Source organism: Halalkalibacter okhensis (assembly GCF_000787375.1).
GTDB classification, from domain to species: Bacteria; Bacillota; Bacilli; order Bacillales; family Bacillaceae_D; genus Halalkalibacter; species Halalkalibacter okhensis.
Map to the genome: position 1 here is coordinate 12599 of NZ_JRJU01000009.1, position 14625 is coordinate 27223.

Genomic DNA, 14625 nt, shown 5'->3' on the forward strand with positions numbered 1-14625 from the left:
AGCATAAGGCTACTGTCAGCCTAAATCAGCTTTACCAGTAGCCTTATCTTATTCGTAGTCATTACATTACGTGCGGTAATTAAGATCAAACCATTCTTTTGCTTTTTCTACTTCTTCTCTAACAAGTTGATGTCCTCCATCTACCCAATATTCCGTTACCTTTGCATCGGCTTTCTCTAAGTCTCGGGCTAATTCCTTTGTTTCCTCTAATGGAATAAGCGGATCGCGCTTTCCTGCACCGATGAATACAGCCGTTTCTGACAGATTAGGAATGTCCACCCCACGCCTAGGAACCATTGCGTGAAATAGAATCGCTCCATGTAAAGCTTGTTCATGATGATACATCATGCTAGCTGCGATATTAGCTCCATTTGAATAACCGATGGCAACGACATAGTTACGATCAAATTCATACGTTTTTGCACTTTCGTTGACAAATTCCGTTAATTCTTTTGTACGAAACAGCAAATCTTCTTCGTCAAATACACCCTCTGCCAATCTACGAAAGAAACGCGGCATCCCATTTTCTAAAACATTTCCTCTTACACTTAAAATGTTTGCATCCGGAGCGATCATATTAGCTAAAGGCAATAGATCTTGCTCATTCCCACCTGTTCCATGTAATAATAATAACGTTGGTAATTCCTGATTTGTTCCATTAGTATAGATATGTTTCATTTTAATTTACTCCTTTGTATTTAACGGTTTTAATTTCGCTTCAATTTCAGTACGTTGGTTTTCAAAATATGGTGGCAACGAAAGGTTTTCTCCTAGATTCTCAAATGATTCATCTCCTTCAAAACCTGGCCCATCAGTAGCAAGCTCAAATAATATCCCGTTTGGTTCGCGGAAATATAGTGAACGGAAGTAATATCTTTCAACAAATCCTGAATTCGGCAAACGAAGCTGCTTTAAATAATCGACCCATTTTTTGAGCTCTTCTTCCGTCTCTACTCGGAAAGCAACATGATGGACGCTTCCTCGTCCAGGGCGCTCTCTTGATAGATCCGAACGCTCCTCAAGATAGACTTCCGCTCCCGTCCCCCCTTCACCTGTTTCAAAGACACGAACATTTGGTTGGCCCTCTATTAGAGATGGATAGGAGTCTTTCTCACGATATCCCAAAACCTCCGTTAGGATTTTGGCCGTAATATCAGACTTAGGTACAGTCAATTGCACTGGTCCTAGACCGATAATTCCATATTCAACGGGTACAGGGCTTTGATCCCAAGGTTTCCCACCTGCTACACCTTGATTTGTTTCGTCTGACACGAGTTCAAGGCGTTGCCCTTCAAAATCTTGAAAGCTAAGAACTTTACGCCCATACCTTGTGATGATGTCATCATGCTTTACTTCAAATTCTTCCAAACGTTTTTTCCAATAATGAATGGCTTCGTCACTTGCTACACGCAGGGACGTTAACGAAATGCTGTTATTGCCATAGTACGTCGTTCCGGCATGAGGAATTTCAAAAAATGTTAAATCCGTACCAGGATTCCCACGTTCATCGGCATAAAATAAGTGATAGACAGACGTATCATCTTGATTAATTGATTTTTTCACTAATCGAAGACCTAGAACTTTTGTATAAAAGCGATAATTTTCTTTCGCATTAGCCGTAATAGCTGAAACGTGATGTTGACCTAATAATGGTTTTACGTTCATTTTTTTCTCTCCTTTTATATGTGTGTTTACGATTCTAATTTTTTTAAAATAGCCAGCAATTGTTTCTGTTCCATTCGATCTAGCTTTTGAAATTGTGCTGCTTGAAATGATTCTTGGATAGGGACCACTTCTTCATAAAGTTGTTGACCTTTTTCAGTTAGTGTTAATAATTTTGTTCGCCATTCTTGTTTACGCATAATGAGCTCAAGTTTCTCCATTTTCGTAAGCATTTGAGTAATGTTTCCTTTACTGACTAATAATTTATCAGCTAACTCTTGCTGTGATATCGGCTGTCGGGCGCCAACTTGTGCGAGTAGATCAAATTGTGCTATGGTCAGCCCCCATTTTTTCACATGTTGGTTCGATAAGCGATTACTTTGATTATAAAAGCGAGCTAAACGGAACCATAGTAATAGGCCAAGTCTAACATCTGTTTTTCCTTTGTCTTCCTTGGGCAAGTGATCTCACTCCTTTACTAATGCCGTTATCAGTTTATAACTAAACTGATAACTTGTAAAGAGTTTACTACTAACTTTTTTAAAGTGTTTATTTTGTCTACGATTATTATTTTTCTTCTATTTTTGGGTTTTAACCTGCTATATTTTGTTATTTATAGTTAACCTTCCCGGTCATAATTGATATTTTTCCGACAAAAAAAGAGGACAACCAATTTGCCCTCTTTCTACTTACTTGCTCATCGTATCAAGAATGTCATACAACTCTTCTAAATGTGTAATTTCAAAATCTGGTCTGACTTCATTTCTTTCTTTCTTGTGGCGATTTATCCAAACAGATTGCATTCCAACACGAGAAGCACCTAAAATATCTGTCATTAAATTATCCCCTACCATGATTGCTTCATCTTTCGTCAGTTCCATCTTCTCTAATGCGTGTTCAAAAATCGTTGGGTCTGGTTTCCCTCTACCAAACGCACCAGAGATAATAATGTGATCAAAATATGGAACAAGCTCTGGTGTAATCTCCAACTTTGTATTCTGTAAATCTGGAGATCCATTTGTTAAAAGTAATAATTTGTATTTCCCTTTTAATTCATCTAATACTCGGAATGACTCATCATAAACGAATGGATGCTTGCGTCTTTCAGCAGGAAATCTCTCCGCTAACTCGTAACCAAAGTCTGGATCATCCACTCCAAGTGCTTTTAAGCCTCTTGTCCATGCATCTTTACGATAAGATGGAACAATTTCTTTCATCTTTCTGAAGTTATCATCATCATCTAGAAAGTTCCCCCATAATCCTTCAAATGGGTTAATCCCGATCATTTTTGTAAAATCATACGTTTCATAACTAGCATACAACTCACTTGCTTCCTTACGAACCGCTTCTTCCAATGCATCCACATCAAGGTTGTATTTGTCAGCTGCGACTTTACAAGTGGATTCAAATGCCTTTTTCACACTGCGTTGGTCCCAAAGCAATGTATCATCAAGATCAAAAAATATGGCTTTAATCATTACCCAATCCTCTCCCACCACAATAGATTCATTTACTAGATTACCGAACTCGTTCTCATAAGTAAATAGAATCCGTAATCAGAGACATTAAAAAGTCTTTTTAGAAGATTCAAGGAAGCTACAGATGGCTCGGTTCAAAGCAGACTTAAATCAAGCAGCTGTTTCGCTATTTGCGAAAAACCACTGAAAAAAGTTGCATCCTTTTTTCAGTGGCTACTTTTATCGTTGCTTCTTCAGTTCTACACCTTCAGGTAAAACTTCTTTTACAACTGATAACAAGTGGTTATCCTTGTATAATTGTTCATCAAAAATAGTTGCAATCCCTTTATCCTCATGTGTTCGAATTAACCGGCCTACCCCTTGACGCAAACGAAGTAACATATATGGAATATCTACTTCATTAAGAGAATCGCTCGCTGCATTTCTTTTTGCCGCAAAGACAGGGTCATTTGGCGGGAATGGCAGGGACCAAATCATAACATTAGATAATGATTCACCTGGTATATCGAGACCCTCCCACAAACTGAGGGCACAGAGAACTGAATTTGTTTCTTGTTGAAAGTTTGATATCAGTTGACTAATTTCCTGATCTCCTTCAAACAACAGATCCCACTTGGCAAAATCGTGATCTTCAGTCGCCAATTGTTTAAATTGATGAAGTTCCTCTTCACTTCTAAAAAGAAGTAGCGCTCTTCCGTTTGTTTCTTCAAGCAACGTTTTCGCATAATGAACTTTATCTTTTACTGATTGAATAACAGGCGCAAACAGTTCCATTTGTTCACTATATTCAAATGGAGAATCAACAGAAAATGATAAATAATCTTTAATCCCTATGCTATTTGCCAAGTACTCAAATGAATCACTCGTAGACAATGTAGCTGATGTAAATAAAAATGGTAGTTTTTTTGAAAAAACCTTTTCTTTTAATACTTCTTCAACTACTCTTGGCATGATAACTAGAGTAACTCCTGATTCTCCATCTTCAACCCAAGAGATCACATTTTCAACACTGACAAAAATCTTCAGCGCGTGATGAATCATATCAAGGTGTTCTTCAACAATTTTAAGTTGATATGGATCAATCGTATACATTTCACTTTCAAAGACCATTTCATCCTCTAACCTTGCTATTAATTCGACCAATCGTTTAGCTTCCCCCAGTAACTCTTTTGAAAAACTAATTTCTTTTCGGTCAGACCCTTCTACTTTTTTGGAATGGTCACGTAACACATATGAGAAATGAAAGCTTTGTGAAATAAGCTCATCGACAAGTACAGCAAATTCTTCTCTGACATCGTTTTCCAATAAACGAGTTAATAGCTCCTCAATGACGTCATGACGCATCTTGTATGTGAGTGCTTTTTGAGCAGCAACTTCTAGTAAATGGCCCTCATCAAATATCACCGTGCTCGCTTCTGGTAAAAGTGGAAGCTGCCCTTCACGAATTCTTGAATCATATGTCCAAACATGCTCCATATAAAAGTCATGAGAACAAATAAGCAAATCGGTAGACTTACGATAATGGTCGCGTGAAAGTGTCTGCCCACAGCGATGGCGTTTATCACATACGAAGCAATCCTGAAATGAATCCCAGCCAATTTTATTCCACTCTTCATCATTTAAATACGGATATTCCTTGCGATCACCATAATGGTGAAAGGATTGTAACGTTTGATTGGAATGGACGAAAGCTGGCAGTTCGACGTGAATGTTATCATACATTTCATCATAGTCGTCTTTTGAGCGTTCCTCATCGAGCTTTTGTAAGCAAAGATATTGATCTTTTGATTTTGCTAATCTGGCATCAATAGTTAAACCTAAGATGTTAGACAGTTTTTCTATGTCCCCACCTTTTTTAATCAACTGCTCAATAAGTGACTCATCAGCGCAGGCAATAATTGCAGGCTTTCCAATATATCTAGCATAACAAAGTGCATAGAGGAGATAGACGATCGTTTTCCCTGTTCCTACACCTGCTTCCGCAAACATGATTTTCTTGTCAATAAATGCTTTTTCAATTTGAAATGCCATGTAAATTTGTTCATCTCTAAGCTCCAGGCCAGCATCGGGCAAAATATCGTAAAATACATCCCCAATCCACTCATTTAATTTTTCAAAAAAGGGCTGGCTTCTATCGTAAGCAAATGGTAATCGATTATTCGTTTTCAAAAAAAATCCTCCGTATCATCATAAAAAGTCAATAGATCATTATCTTAGAAAAATCGCATTTTGTCAAAGTCTATCTTAAAGTAAGGTCACTAAAAAGGTAATGTTCTTCTCCTTTTTCAGTGGCTTAGATTTTCGCCTTTTTCAGTGGCCTTTCCAAGCTTGTTTTAAAAACAAAAGACAACCAAATGATTGGTTGCCTTTTGCTTGTACATCACACTTGAACCATGCCCCATTCGTGTAATTGTAAGCTCCTGACGCCTTTTACAACATAAGGATCTTTCTCCGCTAGTTGTCTCGCCTCTTCTAATGTATCGGCCTTATAAATAACAAGTCCCCCTGCACCATCTGTAAAAGGACCCTTCGCAAAGATTTTTCCCTCCCTTTCAAGCTTTTCAAGAAAATCTAAATGTTCGGCACGATATGTAGCATTTAATTCAGGTTTTTCCATTAATAAAATAGCAGCAAAATAAGACACGAACATCCTCCTCTTCATTCTAATTTGTTATATTATCGATATCAGTGCTTCCTTGTTCAACCGAGTTGGCGTAATATTCAATGATTTCTCTTCTTCTAATAATACCGATAAAGATTCCATGGTCGTCAACAACCGGGATAAAATTCTGAGATATAGCTAATGACAATAAATCTTTCATTTTCGATTCAATTCGAACCGGTTTGTTTTTCATTTTTCTCGTAATATCTTTTAATTGAATTTGTTCAGCAAGCTCTAACGTAAATGATTGTGTATTCTTTATTTGCCATAAGAGGTCACCTTCTGTTAAAGTTCCAACATACTTACCGTGACGATCTACAATAGGGACAGCAGAGTACTTGTGAAATTCCATTTTCTCTAACGCTTGTCTCATTGTTGAATCTAAATCTAAATAGGCTACTTCTGCTTTTGGCACTAAAAAAAATGAGATATTCATAGACGTTCTTCCCTTTCACAACATTGTCTATTCTATTATACTCGATTTTAAATCAATTTACCAAAAGCTAGATTCTATGGAAAACTGACAAAAGAAAAGCAACGCAAGGGCGCTGCTTTATATTAATAATTCATAAACTCCATTTAATTGTTCGACTCGCTTTTCATCTTGTTCATTTCTTGCATAATCCAGTTCATATTGCAAAACTAAGTTTAAAATCGTCGCTTCGTTATCTTCAAGGTCCCTTACAAATTCATCTTCATCTTTGTATTGTTTCGTTTCTAACTTATGATAAATCCTTTGACAAATTTGATGGTTATCAAGATGATTAGATAATGATTCACGTAAATAGCCTAAGTTAGAGTCCAATGTGGTCATCCTTTCTGTTTCAAACTGCACAATTAGGATGTGGACTTGCAAGAAAAAGATGCATGTACTGGCAACTTTTATTTGGCTCTTCTTTTATTTTCAAATTTAAAGGAAGCAGATGTTATGAGTTCAATTCTATTGTCCAATGGTATGTATCCTCAATCTTCCCTGTTTGTATACCCGTTAATGTATCGTAGAGGCGTTTTGAAAGATCTCCTATTTCTCCGTTATTAATTTTTATCTTTTTTTCACCCCAATATAATTCCCCAACTGGCGAAATAACAGCTGCTGTTCCTGTTCCAAACGCCTCTTCTAGTTGACCTTGTTCATGAGCTTCATATAATTCTTCAAGCGAGAGCTTTCTCTCTGTAACAGGAACTCCCCAATCCTTTAATACCTCAATGATGGACATTCGCGTAATCCCTTCAAGAATGCTTCCATTTAGTTCTGGTGTAATAATTTCACCATTTACTTTGAAAAACACATTCATGCTTCCAACTTCTTCAATATATTTCTTTTCAACCCCATCTAACCAAAGAACTTGTGAATATCCTTCTTTCGTTGCTCGTTCTTGAGCCTTGTAGGCCGCTGCATAGTTTCCAGCTGTTTTTGCTGTTCCCGTTCCACCTCGAACGGCTCTTGTATATTCGTCTTCAACGTGAATCCGGACAGGCTGGATCCCTTCTTTATAATAAGATCCCACTGGAGAAAGGATGATCATAAATTGATATGTCTTGGAAGGGGCAAGACTTAAATTTGGTTCAGTCGCAATGATAAAAGGACGTATGTATAATGAATTTCCTTCTGCTTTTGGAACCCACTCTTTCTCCACTTCAAGAAGCTGCTTTAAATAACTTAAAGCTAAGTCTTCATCAATAGCCGGAATACTGAGTCGATCACTTGATAAATTTAGCCGTCTAAAATTTTTCTCAGGGCGAAACAATAGAATGCGATCACTTGGGGTGCGGTATGCTTTTAGTCCCTCAAAAACGGTTTGGCCATAATGAAAGATCATTGCCGCCGGGTCTAATGTTATCGGTTCATAAGGTACGATACGAGGATCATACCAGCCCTTATCAGCCTGAAAATCCATTACAAACATATGGTCAGAATAATGCTTGCCAAACGCTATTTTATCAGCATCAGGCTTCGTTTTTTTATCTTTATTTTCGATGAAATTAACCGTTACATTCTCCACGTTTAACCCACTCCTTTTGTAAAATCAATATCTATTAATTATTGTAAATAGTTCGACTAATGAATACAAGTTTAGCTTACCATTTTATAGAAAAAAAGCGAGAGTGAAATGCTTGTCCACTCTCGCTCCTGCCTTATTTATTTCTTAGCTCTTTTTTCAAGCTCTTCCATCACATCATTTTGAAATTGTGCTAACTGTGTAGAATCGAGGTTTTTCGAATTCGTTTCAATCACTTGCTCTAACAAGTTCTTGTTCTTATAGAACTCTTCCTTATCGGCATTATAGTAAAATCTAACAACCTCTTCATCTTTCAAATATTTTTTTCCTAGTTTCAAAAGAAATGTTACCGGAAGACCACGAACAGATGCCGCAGAGTCGTTTCCTTCTACAGCTTGTACAACTTTTTGATCTTCTTGCTTACTAGCTTTGTTATCTCCTTGAACCATCAATAAAATTTCTTTCGCAACTTCTTTATGAGTGAACGCTCTTTTTAATGCTTTTTGACGAATACGCTTCTTTTTAGATTTCACATTCATTTTTTCAAGACTCATCGTCGCAAACTCACGCAATTCTAATCCACTCTTTTCGATAGCCTGCTTTAACTCTCCATTCTTGATGTCATATGTCCTATTTAACAAATTCAAAACCCCTTACCTATTATTATCTTAAGATGTCTAGTAAATTGAGAATGCCATTGACAGATTATCTCCCTTTACTATATTACCAAAAATCAAGTTAAAATTGTGCATTAATCTTCTTTTTGTAGAAATGACTTCGTTCTTGCCTTATTGAGTAGTATAATGCGTTCTCTTTAAAAAAGCTGTCGTAAATTGTTAAGCAGGCAATTTTTTTGACTCTAGTATGCTCAAGCTGTAAAATACAATCCTATTCTACATATGAAAAGGAGATATTGTCATGGCACAGTCACTACAAGGAAAAGTCGCTATTGTTACTGGAGCAGGAAAAGGGATTGGTCGAGCAACAGCTATTGCTTTAGCAAAAGAAGGTGTCCAAGTTGGATTGCTTGCACGAACGGAGTCTGACCTAGTTGAGGTTGCAAATGAAATTGAAGCAATGGGTGTAAAGGCTGCTTATGCTACAGTCGATGTAGCATCATTGGAGCAAGTTGAACAAGCTGTTCATCATGTAACAAGTAAGCTTGGACCTTCTGATATATTAATTAATAATGCCGGTACGGGTAAGTTTGGAGGATTTTTAGAGCTTTCTCCAGAAGAATGGAAAAGCATGATCGATATTAACTTAATGGGCGCCTATTATGTGACCCGCACCGTCCTTCCACAATTAATTGAAAAAAATGGTGGCGATATTATTAATATTTCCTCAACAGCTGGACAAAAAGGTGCACCTGTCACAAGTGCTTATAGTGCTTCAAAATTTGGATTGCTCGGTCTGACAGAATCACTCGCACTAGAAGTTCGTAAACACAATATTCGTGTTACGGCGCTCACGCCAAGTACTGTTGCGACTGAACTAGCGTTTAAAGAAAATTTAACTGATGGAAACCCAGAAAAGGTGATGCAACCAGAAGACCTAGCTGAATATATGGTAGCTCAGTTAAAGCTTCACCCACGAATTTTCATTAAATCTGCTGGCCTTTGGTCAACGAATCCATAAGACGACTTAAAGGATCATTAAAGGTATCTCCTTTAATGATCCTTTCTTTCTTCTTTAAACCTGACAAAAAAGAAGAAAGACGCATGGCCCTTCTCCTTTATTCACCTTATTTATCAACTTTTTGATTTTTTGACTTGGTTATACTCGAAACAAACTTGAAATTTTTCTCCTTTCGTGCTATATTTTTCAATTTTCCTGTATCCAACCCTTCTCCTAATGCTCCGAACACATTTCCGCTACTGGGATCAACGAGAACGCGATCTTGATAAGGTCTTGGGGTTTTCCATAACGCAATTAGAGCCTTATCAAATCGCATTTCATGGTACCGCTCTGGCCAATGCTCCTTGATTAACTTCTTTACTTCCGGATAATATTTAGAACTCATACCTGGAAATAAATGATGCTCCGTATGATACGAGAAGTTAAAATGCAAAACATCCACCCATTTCGGAACCGTAACTGTTAAGCTATTCACTAATGGATCGTTTACATCGGTCGTTGGGTTTAGACGATGATTGGTCGATATGTAAGCCATAACAATAAGATTGGCTACTAACAATGGAAGCAAAAACATAAAGATCCATTTCACCGGTCCAACCCAAACGAGTAATCCAATCCATGTCATCCATGGTAAGATCGCTTCCAAAAATACAGCCGGTCTCTTCCTAGGGTTAAATTCCTTTAAATAGACTACAAACATATTTACAGAATGAACAGTAAACTGAAATGACAATGAGCAGAAGCTAAAGAATGCACGAACAGGTAAAGGTAGCTTGTACACCCACCGTAACAACCGACTTCTCATAATTCTCTCTAATGTCGGCCAAGAGTCTGGATCATGTTCTTCATGCTGAGTGTGTACATGATGTGTTAAGTTATGCCATTTCCGCCACAACTTTGGCCCAGTACTTAACGGCCAAAAGGCAACAGCTCCTAAGAAATCTCGTAGCCATGGTTTTCTTACAACTGTTCCGTGCAATATTTCATGACCAAGAAACCCTAAAGCAGCAAAGCTCGTACCAATTACGAGTGAAATCGGTAAATAAATAAGTGGAGATACATCAACCAGCCCAATTGTAAGTAATCCCATTACCGTAACGACTAAATAAGCTAATCCTCCCCATAACCGTGCAGGTACCGGTTTGAACGCTTTTTTCGGCAAATGAGGCTTTAATTTTGCTGCATACCAACCAAACGAACGTAAATCTTGCAAATAAAAAACACCCTTCCAAGTACACTTTTTACAGTTTTATTTAATCCCTTTCATTTTAAAGCTATTCGTCGACTTGTTCAATAAAGCTCTTTGTTCTCATTCCATCTCTTCTAATATAAACCGTTGCGTCCACATTAATTTTCGCCCTTTTAAATTCCTCATCCCAGTTGTCTTTAAGTTCTTTAAATTTCTTATATTGTTGCTTGCTTAAGTGCTCTCCAAATCCAAATACATCAACCCCATATTTTTCTTGTACTAACGTAATCGTTGATTTCACCTTTTCTTCAAGTTGCTCTTTCATTAATTTTTGATATTTTTCATACGTACTTATTTCATCGAGTCCGTCAGCACATTGATTATCATGAATATCTCCTTCAATAATAATACGAACCGTAAAATTAGGGACACCTTTTTCATAATTAGCCGTTACTTTTGTATGGGAATTGTACACTTGTAAGGCAAAATATCCGAGCTCCCCACATGGAGCAGTAGCTGTTGTTTGATCTAAATCTTGAGTCCACATATAATTTCGTGTTTCTTCCACAGATAGAAATCCGACTAAGCGATCTTTATGAAACATTGCCATACCGTCATATTCAATCAGAGCATTTAAGTCAAGCTCTCTGTTATCATCGACATTATGGCCTTTACTAGGATCTCCCCTGATCGTTACTGCAGCAGCAACTGGGTGTCTTCCTGGTGAAGTCAAAGCAAAGACAAAATCAGTCAAAGCTGATTGAGGGTACCCTCCCCAATTTTCTTCTATTGTCGTAAATTGCTCGTACATCTTCATGGATGGTACTTTCTCAATTGGATAGGTCGTCGTAATAATATCTGTTGCTTTGACTCCTCTGGCCACAATGATTTGAAAGTCATTTCGAAACTGCCCACCCTTTTCCAAAAAATGTAAAAACTTCGACAGTCCTTCTTTTGCTACCTTCTCATCTACAATTAATGTTCTTGTGTGTGAGAAGTTCAATTCTCTAGTGATCCCCATATTCATTTTCTTTAACAATTCTGCCATTGTGAGCCCTTGAAGCTCATATGTAATTGTTGGGGTCATCCCCTCTGACATTTGGTCATTTAACTCACTCGCATTAATCGCTTCAATTGTTAAACTAAATGCATCATCTTCACTTATTTCAAGTGCTAGCCCAGTAACTAGTGAAACTCGATCTAATTCTTTCCGATCCCAGCAACCTGTTAGTACGACAAGCAAGGATAGGCCAACGAATATTGCTTTTCCTCTCATGTACTCTCCTCCTTCTTTTTAGAAGGTAACGTGTTAGCATTTGGTTCTTTTACTTCCGCTTTCGGATGTAAATAGTTTGGTCTTCGCTTCATAAGTTGAATAGGTAGCCTGATAAATACATCTTTTTGATCTTCAAGAATAAATGGCCCCATTGGTGCTAAGTATGGCACGCCAAATGACTTTAAACTTGCAAGATGAGCAATAATGAGTAAAAATCCTATGATGGTCCCAAATAATCCGAGAGCGGCCGTCATAAAGATTAATGCAAATCGCAGCAAACGAGTTGAATTAGCAAATGAATAAATAGGGGAAACAAATCCTGCCATTGCTGTTAAAGCGACAATGATAACTAGAAAATGGGATACAACCCCTGCTTCAACGGCAGCTTGGCCGATAACGAGGGCCCCAACAATGGAGACGGTCTGCCCAACCACTCGCGGCATTCTTACCCCTGCCTCACGCAAAATTTCAAAAGTAATCTCCATCAAAAGCAATTCGACTACCGCTGGAAAAGGAACTCCTTCTCTTTGTGCCTGAATACTAATAATAAGATCAGTTGGAATTAATTGCGGATGATAGGTTGTCAAACCAATATAAAAAGAGGGCAGGAGTAGAGCAATTAAGAACGCTAAATACCTGAGTAATCTAAGCATCGAAGCCATCATAAATCCTTGATAGTAATCTTCACTCACTTGAAAAAAGTCAGTAAAAACAACCGGCGCCAAAAGAACATACGGAGTTCCATCTACAATAATAGCGACTTTCCCCTCGACAATATTAGCTGATACCGTATCAGGACGGTCGGTATGATATAGCATCGGAAAGGGTGTTATCACACGATCTGCAATAAATTCTTCTATATTGCCAGAATCGAAAATCGCACTGCCTTTAATATCTTTGACTCTTTGTCTCACTTGGCTTACAATGTCTTCACTTGCCACATTGTCCAAATAAGCCACACAGACTGATGTTTGTGTATCTTTACCGACGGTGAATTGCTCTACCTTTAGATGAGGATTTTTTATTCTCCGTCTAATAAGACTCACATTTGTGGCTTTCACTTCTGTGAAGCTATCTTGCGGTCCCCGAACAATCGTTTGTGTTTTTGATTGTTCAACCGCTCTACTTTCTGTTGTTACCGTACTAAGGGCAATCCCCTTCTTAAGCCCATCAATTAAAATAACAGTATACCCCGAAAGAACATACCAGAAAACCTCATGATTGTAGTTAATTAATATTGAATCGTTACTTGAAAAAAATTCTTTTTGAAAGTTTTCAAGCTCTGAATCTGTAGATACATGTTTTTGTTCCCGGTATGCGTTAGCGAGGGCAGGCCGAATTGTTTCAGCTACAGTTATCAGATCAACCATACTTGTCAAATAAAGGATAAGCCCTTCCCGTTTACCGACATAAACTTTTTCCATATAAAAATCATAATTTTTCTCGAATGTTTGATTACATTCTTCTTCATTTTTTTTTAAGGATGGCGAAATGCTTATGACTCCGTTTTGATCATCTACTATGTCTTCAGGAGTGGTTATATCGTTTTTTTGGTCGAGTTTCATTGAAGAGATGATTTGTTTAAATACTTTCTTCATGTTGAGACCCTCCTGAAACAGATTTTTTCTTCCTTTTTTTCATCCATATTATAAAGAACAACAGAATCGGAATTCCAAATTGCAAGGGAATATGCATAACATAAGGAACAAGGACCAGACCTTCCTCAAAGTGTTCAACAATGTTAACAGAGTTTAAAACAGCAAAAAAGGGTACCAACATTCCAATAGGAATGATATATTTCTTAAATGGAATCGAAAATACGTACTCTAACCCCTTTAACCCCGCATAGAAAAACACACTTACTTTAATAAAGACGCCACACATCAAAATAAACACAACCAATATGTCTACACGCTCGATGAAATCCAATAACAAAATTTCTCTCGCTGCAGTCATTAATGGAAAGAGCGTTCTCGTTTTCAAATCAACTCCGAGGGCGGCAACCTGAATAATATTGGCGTATGTGATCAATAGTCCACTTACCGCTACAGCCGCTGCCCCGACTCTTCCTACATGAGAAAATTTGGTTGTGGCTGTCATAATAACGGTAAAAACAATCACTTCACCATAAGGAAACGTGAGCAATGTCGGGAAGATGGCTTCAAAAATCGGCCCAAAACCTTCCGCCAATATAGGCAGTAAATGGGTAAAATGCAGTTCCCCACTAAAGAAAAGGAAAAGGCCTACAATAATCAAAATGCCGAAAATATATGGAGAAATTACCTCAGTCACACGTGCAAGGACTTCGAGCCCTAAATAGACCGTATACAAAACAGGGATCATCATCGCAATTACGATCACTTCCATTGGTGTAATCGGTAAAATCGTAATTTTCATTAACTCTCCAAAATCGCGAATGTTTCGTGAAGCTATATAAAAAAAATAGATCGTGTAAAGAATGCACATAAACGAACCAAGTATTTTGCCAAAAGCAAAAAAGAGCATCTCATATAAATTTTTTTGATCTGCAAAGGAAATCAGTTGATAGTAACTCCAAACAATGATGACTCCCATTGCTGTGGCAATGAGTTCAGCAATCCAATAGTCTTGCTTTGCCTCTTCCCCTGCACCTACTACAACGGCTGTGCCAATTGCAAAGACCATTATTAAAATAAATAACTGCCACAATGATATTTTTTCGTTGCCATTTGCCTTCATAG

Annotated in this window: 15 protein-coding genes; 1 reads left to right on the forward strand and 14 read right to left on the reverse strand. The window is 37.6% G+C overall.

What is annotated here, in order from left to right; genetic code table 11:
* Positions 1-66: 66 nt before the first annotated feature.
* From LQ50_RS08370 to LQ50_RS08415, 10 genes are all read right to left on the reverse strand, one after another.
* On the reverse strand, positions 67-678 hold the full coding sequence (locus LQ50_RS08370; protein ID WP_034628122.1) for an alpha/beta hydrolase: 612 nt from the start codon (positions 676-678) through the stop codon (positions 67-69).
* Between the two features lie 6 nt (positions 679-684).
* Complete coding sequence (locus LQ50_RS08375; RefSeq protein WP_034628124.1) at positions 685-1665, reverse strand: ring-cleaving dioxygenase; 981 nt, start codon at positions 1663-1665, stop codon at positions 685-687.
* Between the two features lie 26 nt (positions 1666-1691).
* Entirely contained in the window at positions 1692-2123 is a 432-nt protein-coding gene (locus tag LQ50_RS08380) for a MarR family winged helix-turn-helix transcriptional regulator (RefSeq protein ID WP_034628126.1), read from the reverse strand.
* A 228-nt stretch (positions 2124-2351) separates the two neighbouring features.
* A complete protein-coding gene (locus LQ50_RS08385) occupies positions 2352-3140 on the reverse strand; it encodes an HAD family hydrolase (protein ID WP_034628128.1) in 789 nt (262 codons plus the stop codon).
* A 219-nt stretch (positions 3141-3359) separates the two neighbouring features.
* The gene (locus LQ50_RS08390) at positions 3360-5309 is read right to left on the reverse strand and encodes an ATP-dependent DNA helicase (RefSeq protein WP_034628130.1); all 1950 of its coding nucleotides are present in this window, start codon (positions 5307-5309) and stop codon (positions 3360-3362) included.
* 211 nt (positions 5310-5520) lie between these two features.
* A complete protein-coding gene (locus LQ50_RS08395) occupies positions 5521-5784 on the reverse strand; it encodes a YciI family protein (protein ID WP_034628133.1) in 264 nt (87 codons plus the stop codon).
* 19 nt (positions 5785-5803) lie between these two features.
* Entirely contained in the window at positions 5804-6238 is a 435-nt protein-coding gene (locus LQ50_RS08400) for a CBS domain-containing protein (protein WP_034628135.1), read from the reverse strand.
* 117 nt (positions 6239-6355) lie between these two features.
* Complete coding sequence (locus LQ50_RS08405; protein WP_034628138.1) at positions 6356-6607, reverse strand: hypothetical protein; 252 nt, start codon at positions 6605-6607, stop codon at positions 6356-6358.
* A 121-nt stretch (positions 6608-6728) separates the two neighbouring features.
* Positions 6729-7805 carry a branched-chain amino acid aminotransferase gene (locus LQ50_RS08410; RefSeq protein WP_034628140.1) on the reverse strand — a complete coding sequence of 359 codons (1077 nt, stop codon included), beginning with the start codon at positions 7803-7805 and terminating at the stop codon, positions 6729-6731.
* Between the two features lie 137 nt (positions 7806-7942).
* A complete protein-coding gene (locus LQ50_RS08415; RefSeq protein WP_034628141.1) occupies positions 7943-8443 on the reverse strand; it encodes a hypothetical protein in 501 nt (166 codons plus the stop codon).
* A gap of 277 nt (positions 8444-8720) precedes the next feature.
* On the opposite strand from LQ50_RS08415, the gene LQ50_RS08420 reads away from it, so the two are divergent.
* Positions 8721-9440 carry a 3-ketoacyl-ACP reductase gene (locus LQ50_RS08420; protein ID WP_034628143.1) on the forward strand — a complete coding sequence of 240 codons (720 nt, stop codon included), beginning with the start codon at positions 8721-8723 and terminating at the stop codon, positions 9438-9440.
* Between the two features lie 106 nt (positions 9441-9546).
* On the opposite strand, the gene desB is transcribed toward LQ50_RS08420, so the two are convergent.
* The 4 genes from desB to LQ50_RS08440 all read right to left on the reverse strand — a co-directional run bounded on the left by desB (position 9547) and on the right by LQ50_RS08440 (position 14623).
* Positions 9547-10653 (reverse strand): Delta(10) desaturase DesB, encoded by a 1107-nt coding sequence (desB, locus tag LQ50_RS08425; RefSeq protein ID WP_034628144.1) that lies wholly within the window; start codon positions 10651-10653, stop codon positions 9547-9549.
* Between the two features lie 61 nt (positions 10654-10714).
* On the reverse strand, positions 10715-11905 hold the full coding sequence (locus tag LQ50_RS08430; RefSeq protein WP_034628146.1) for a Ger(x)C family spore germination protein: 1191 nt from the start codon (positions 11903-11905) through the stop codon (positions 10715-10717).
* Positions 11902-13503: a spore germination protein gene (locus LQ50_RS08435; RefSeq protein ID WP_034628147.1), complete on the reverse strand. Its 1602-nt coding sequence runs from the start codon at positions 13501-13503 to the stop codon at positions 11902-11904. The genes LQ50_RS08430 and LQ50_RS08435 overlap by 4 nt, the downstream gene beginning before the upstream one ends.
* The gene (locus tag LQ50_RS08440) at positions 13487-14623 is read right to left on the reverse strand and encodes a GerAB/ArcD/ProY family transporter (protein ID WP_034628149.1); all 1137 of its coding nucleotides are present in this window, start codon (positions 14621-14623) and stop codon (positions 13487-13489) included. The genes LQ50_RS08435 and LQ50_RS08440 overlap by 17 nt, the downstream gene beginning before the upstream one ends.
* Between the last annotated feature and the right edge of the window lie 2 nt (positions 14624-14625).

Bases quoted from the DNA above. Each gene is read 5' to 3' on its own strand.
- LQ50_RS08370 (WP_034628122.1), bottom strand. From the start codon at position 678: ATGAAACATATCTATACTAATGGAACAAATCAGGAATTACCAACGTTA.
- LQ50_RS08375 (WP_034628124.1), bottom strand. From the start codon at position 1,665: ATGAACGTAAAACCATTATTAGGTCAACATCACGTTTCAGCTATTACG.
- LQ50_RS08385 (WP_034628128.1), bottom strand. From the start codon at position 3,140: ATGATTAAAGCCATATTTTTTGATCTTGATGATACATTGCTTTGGGAC.
- LQ50_RS08400 (WP_034628135.1), bottom strand. From the start codon at position 6,238: ATGAATATCTCATTTTTTTTAGTGCCAAAAGCAGAAGTAGCCTATTTA.
- LQ50_RS08420 (WP_034628143.1), top strand. From the start codon at position 8,721: ATGGCACAGTCACTACAAGGAAAAGTCGCTATTGTTACTGGAGCAGGA.
- LQ50_RS08430 (WP_034628146.1), bottom strand. From the start codon at position 11,905: ATGAGAGGAAAAGCAATATTCGTTGGCCTATCCTTGCTTGTCGTACTA.
- LQ50_RS08435 (WP_034628147.1), bottom strand. From the start codon at position 13,503: ATGAAGAAAGTATTTAAACAAATCATCTCTTCAATGAAACTCGACCAA.
- LQ50_RS08440 (WP_034628149.1), bottom strand. From the start codon at position 14,623: ATGAAGGCAAATGGCAACGAAAAAATATCATTGTGGCAGTTATTTATT.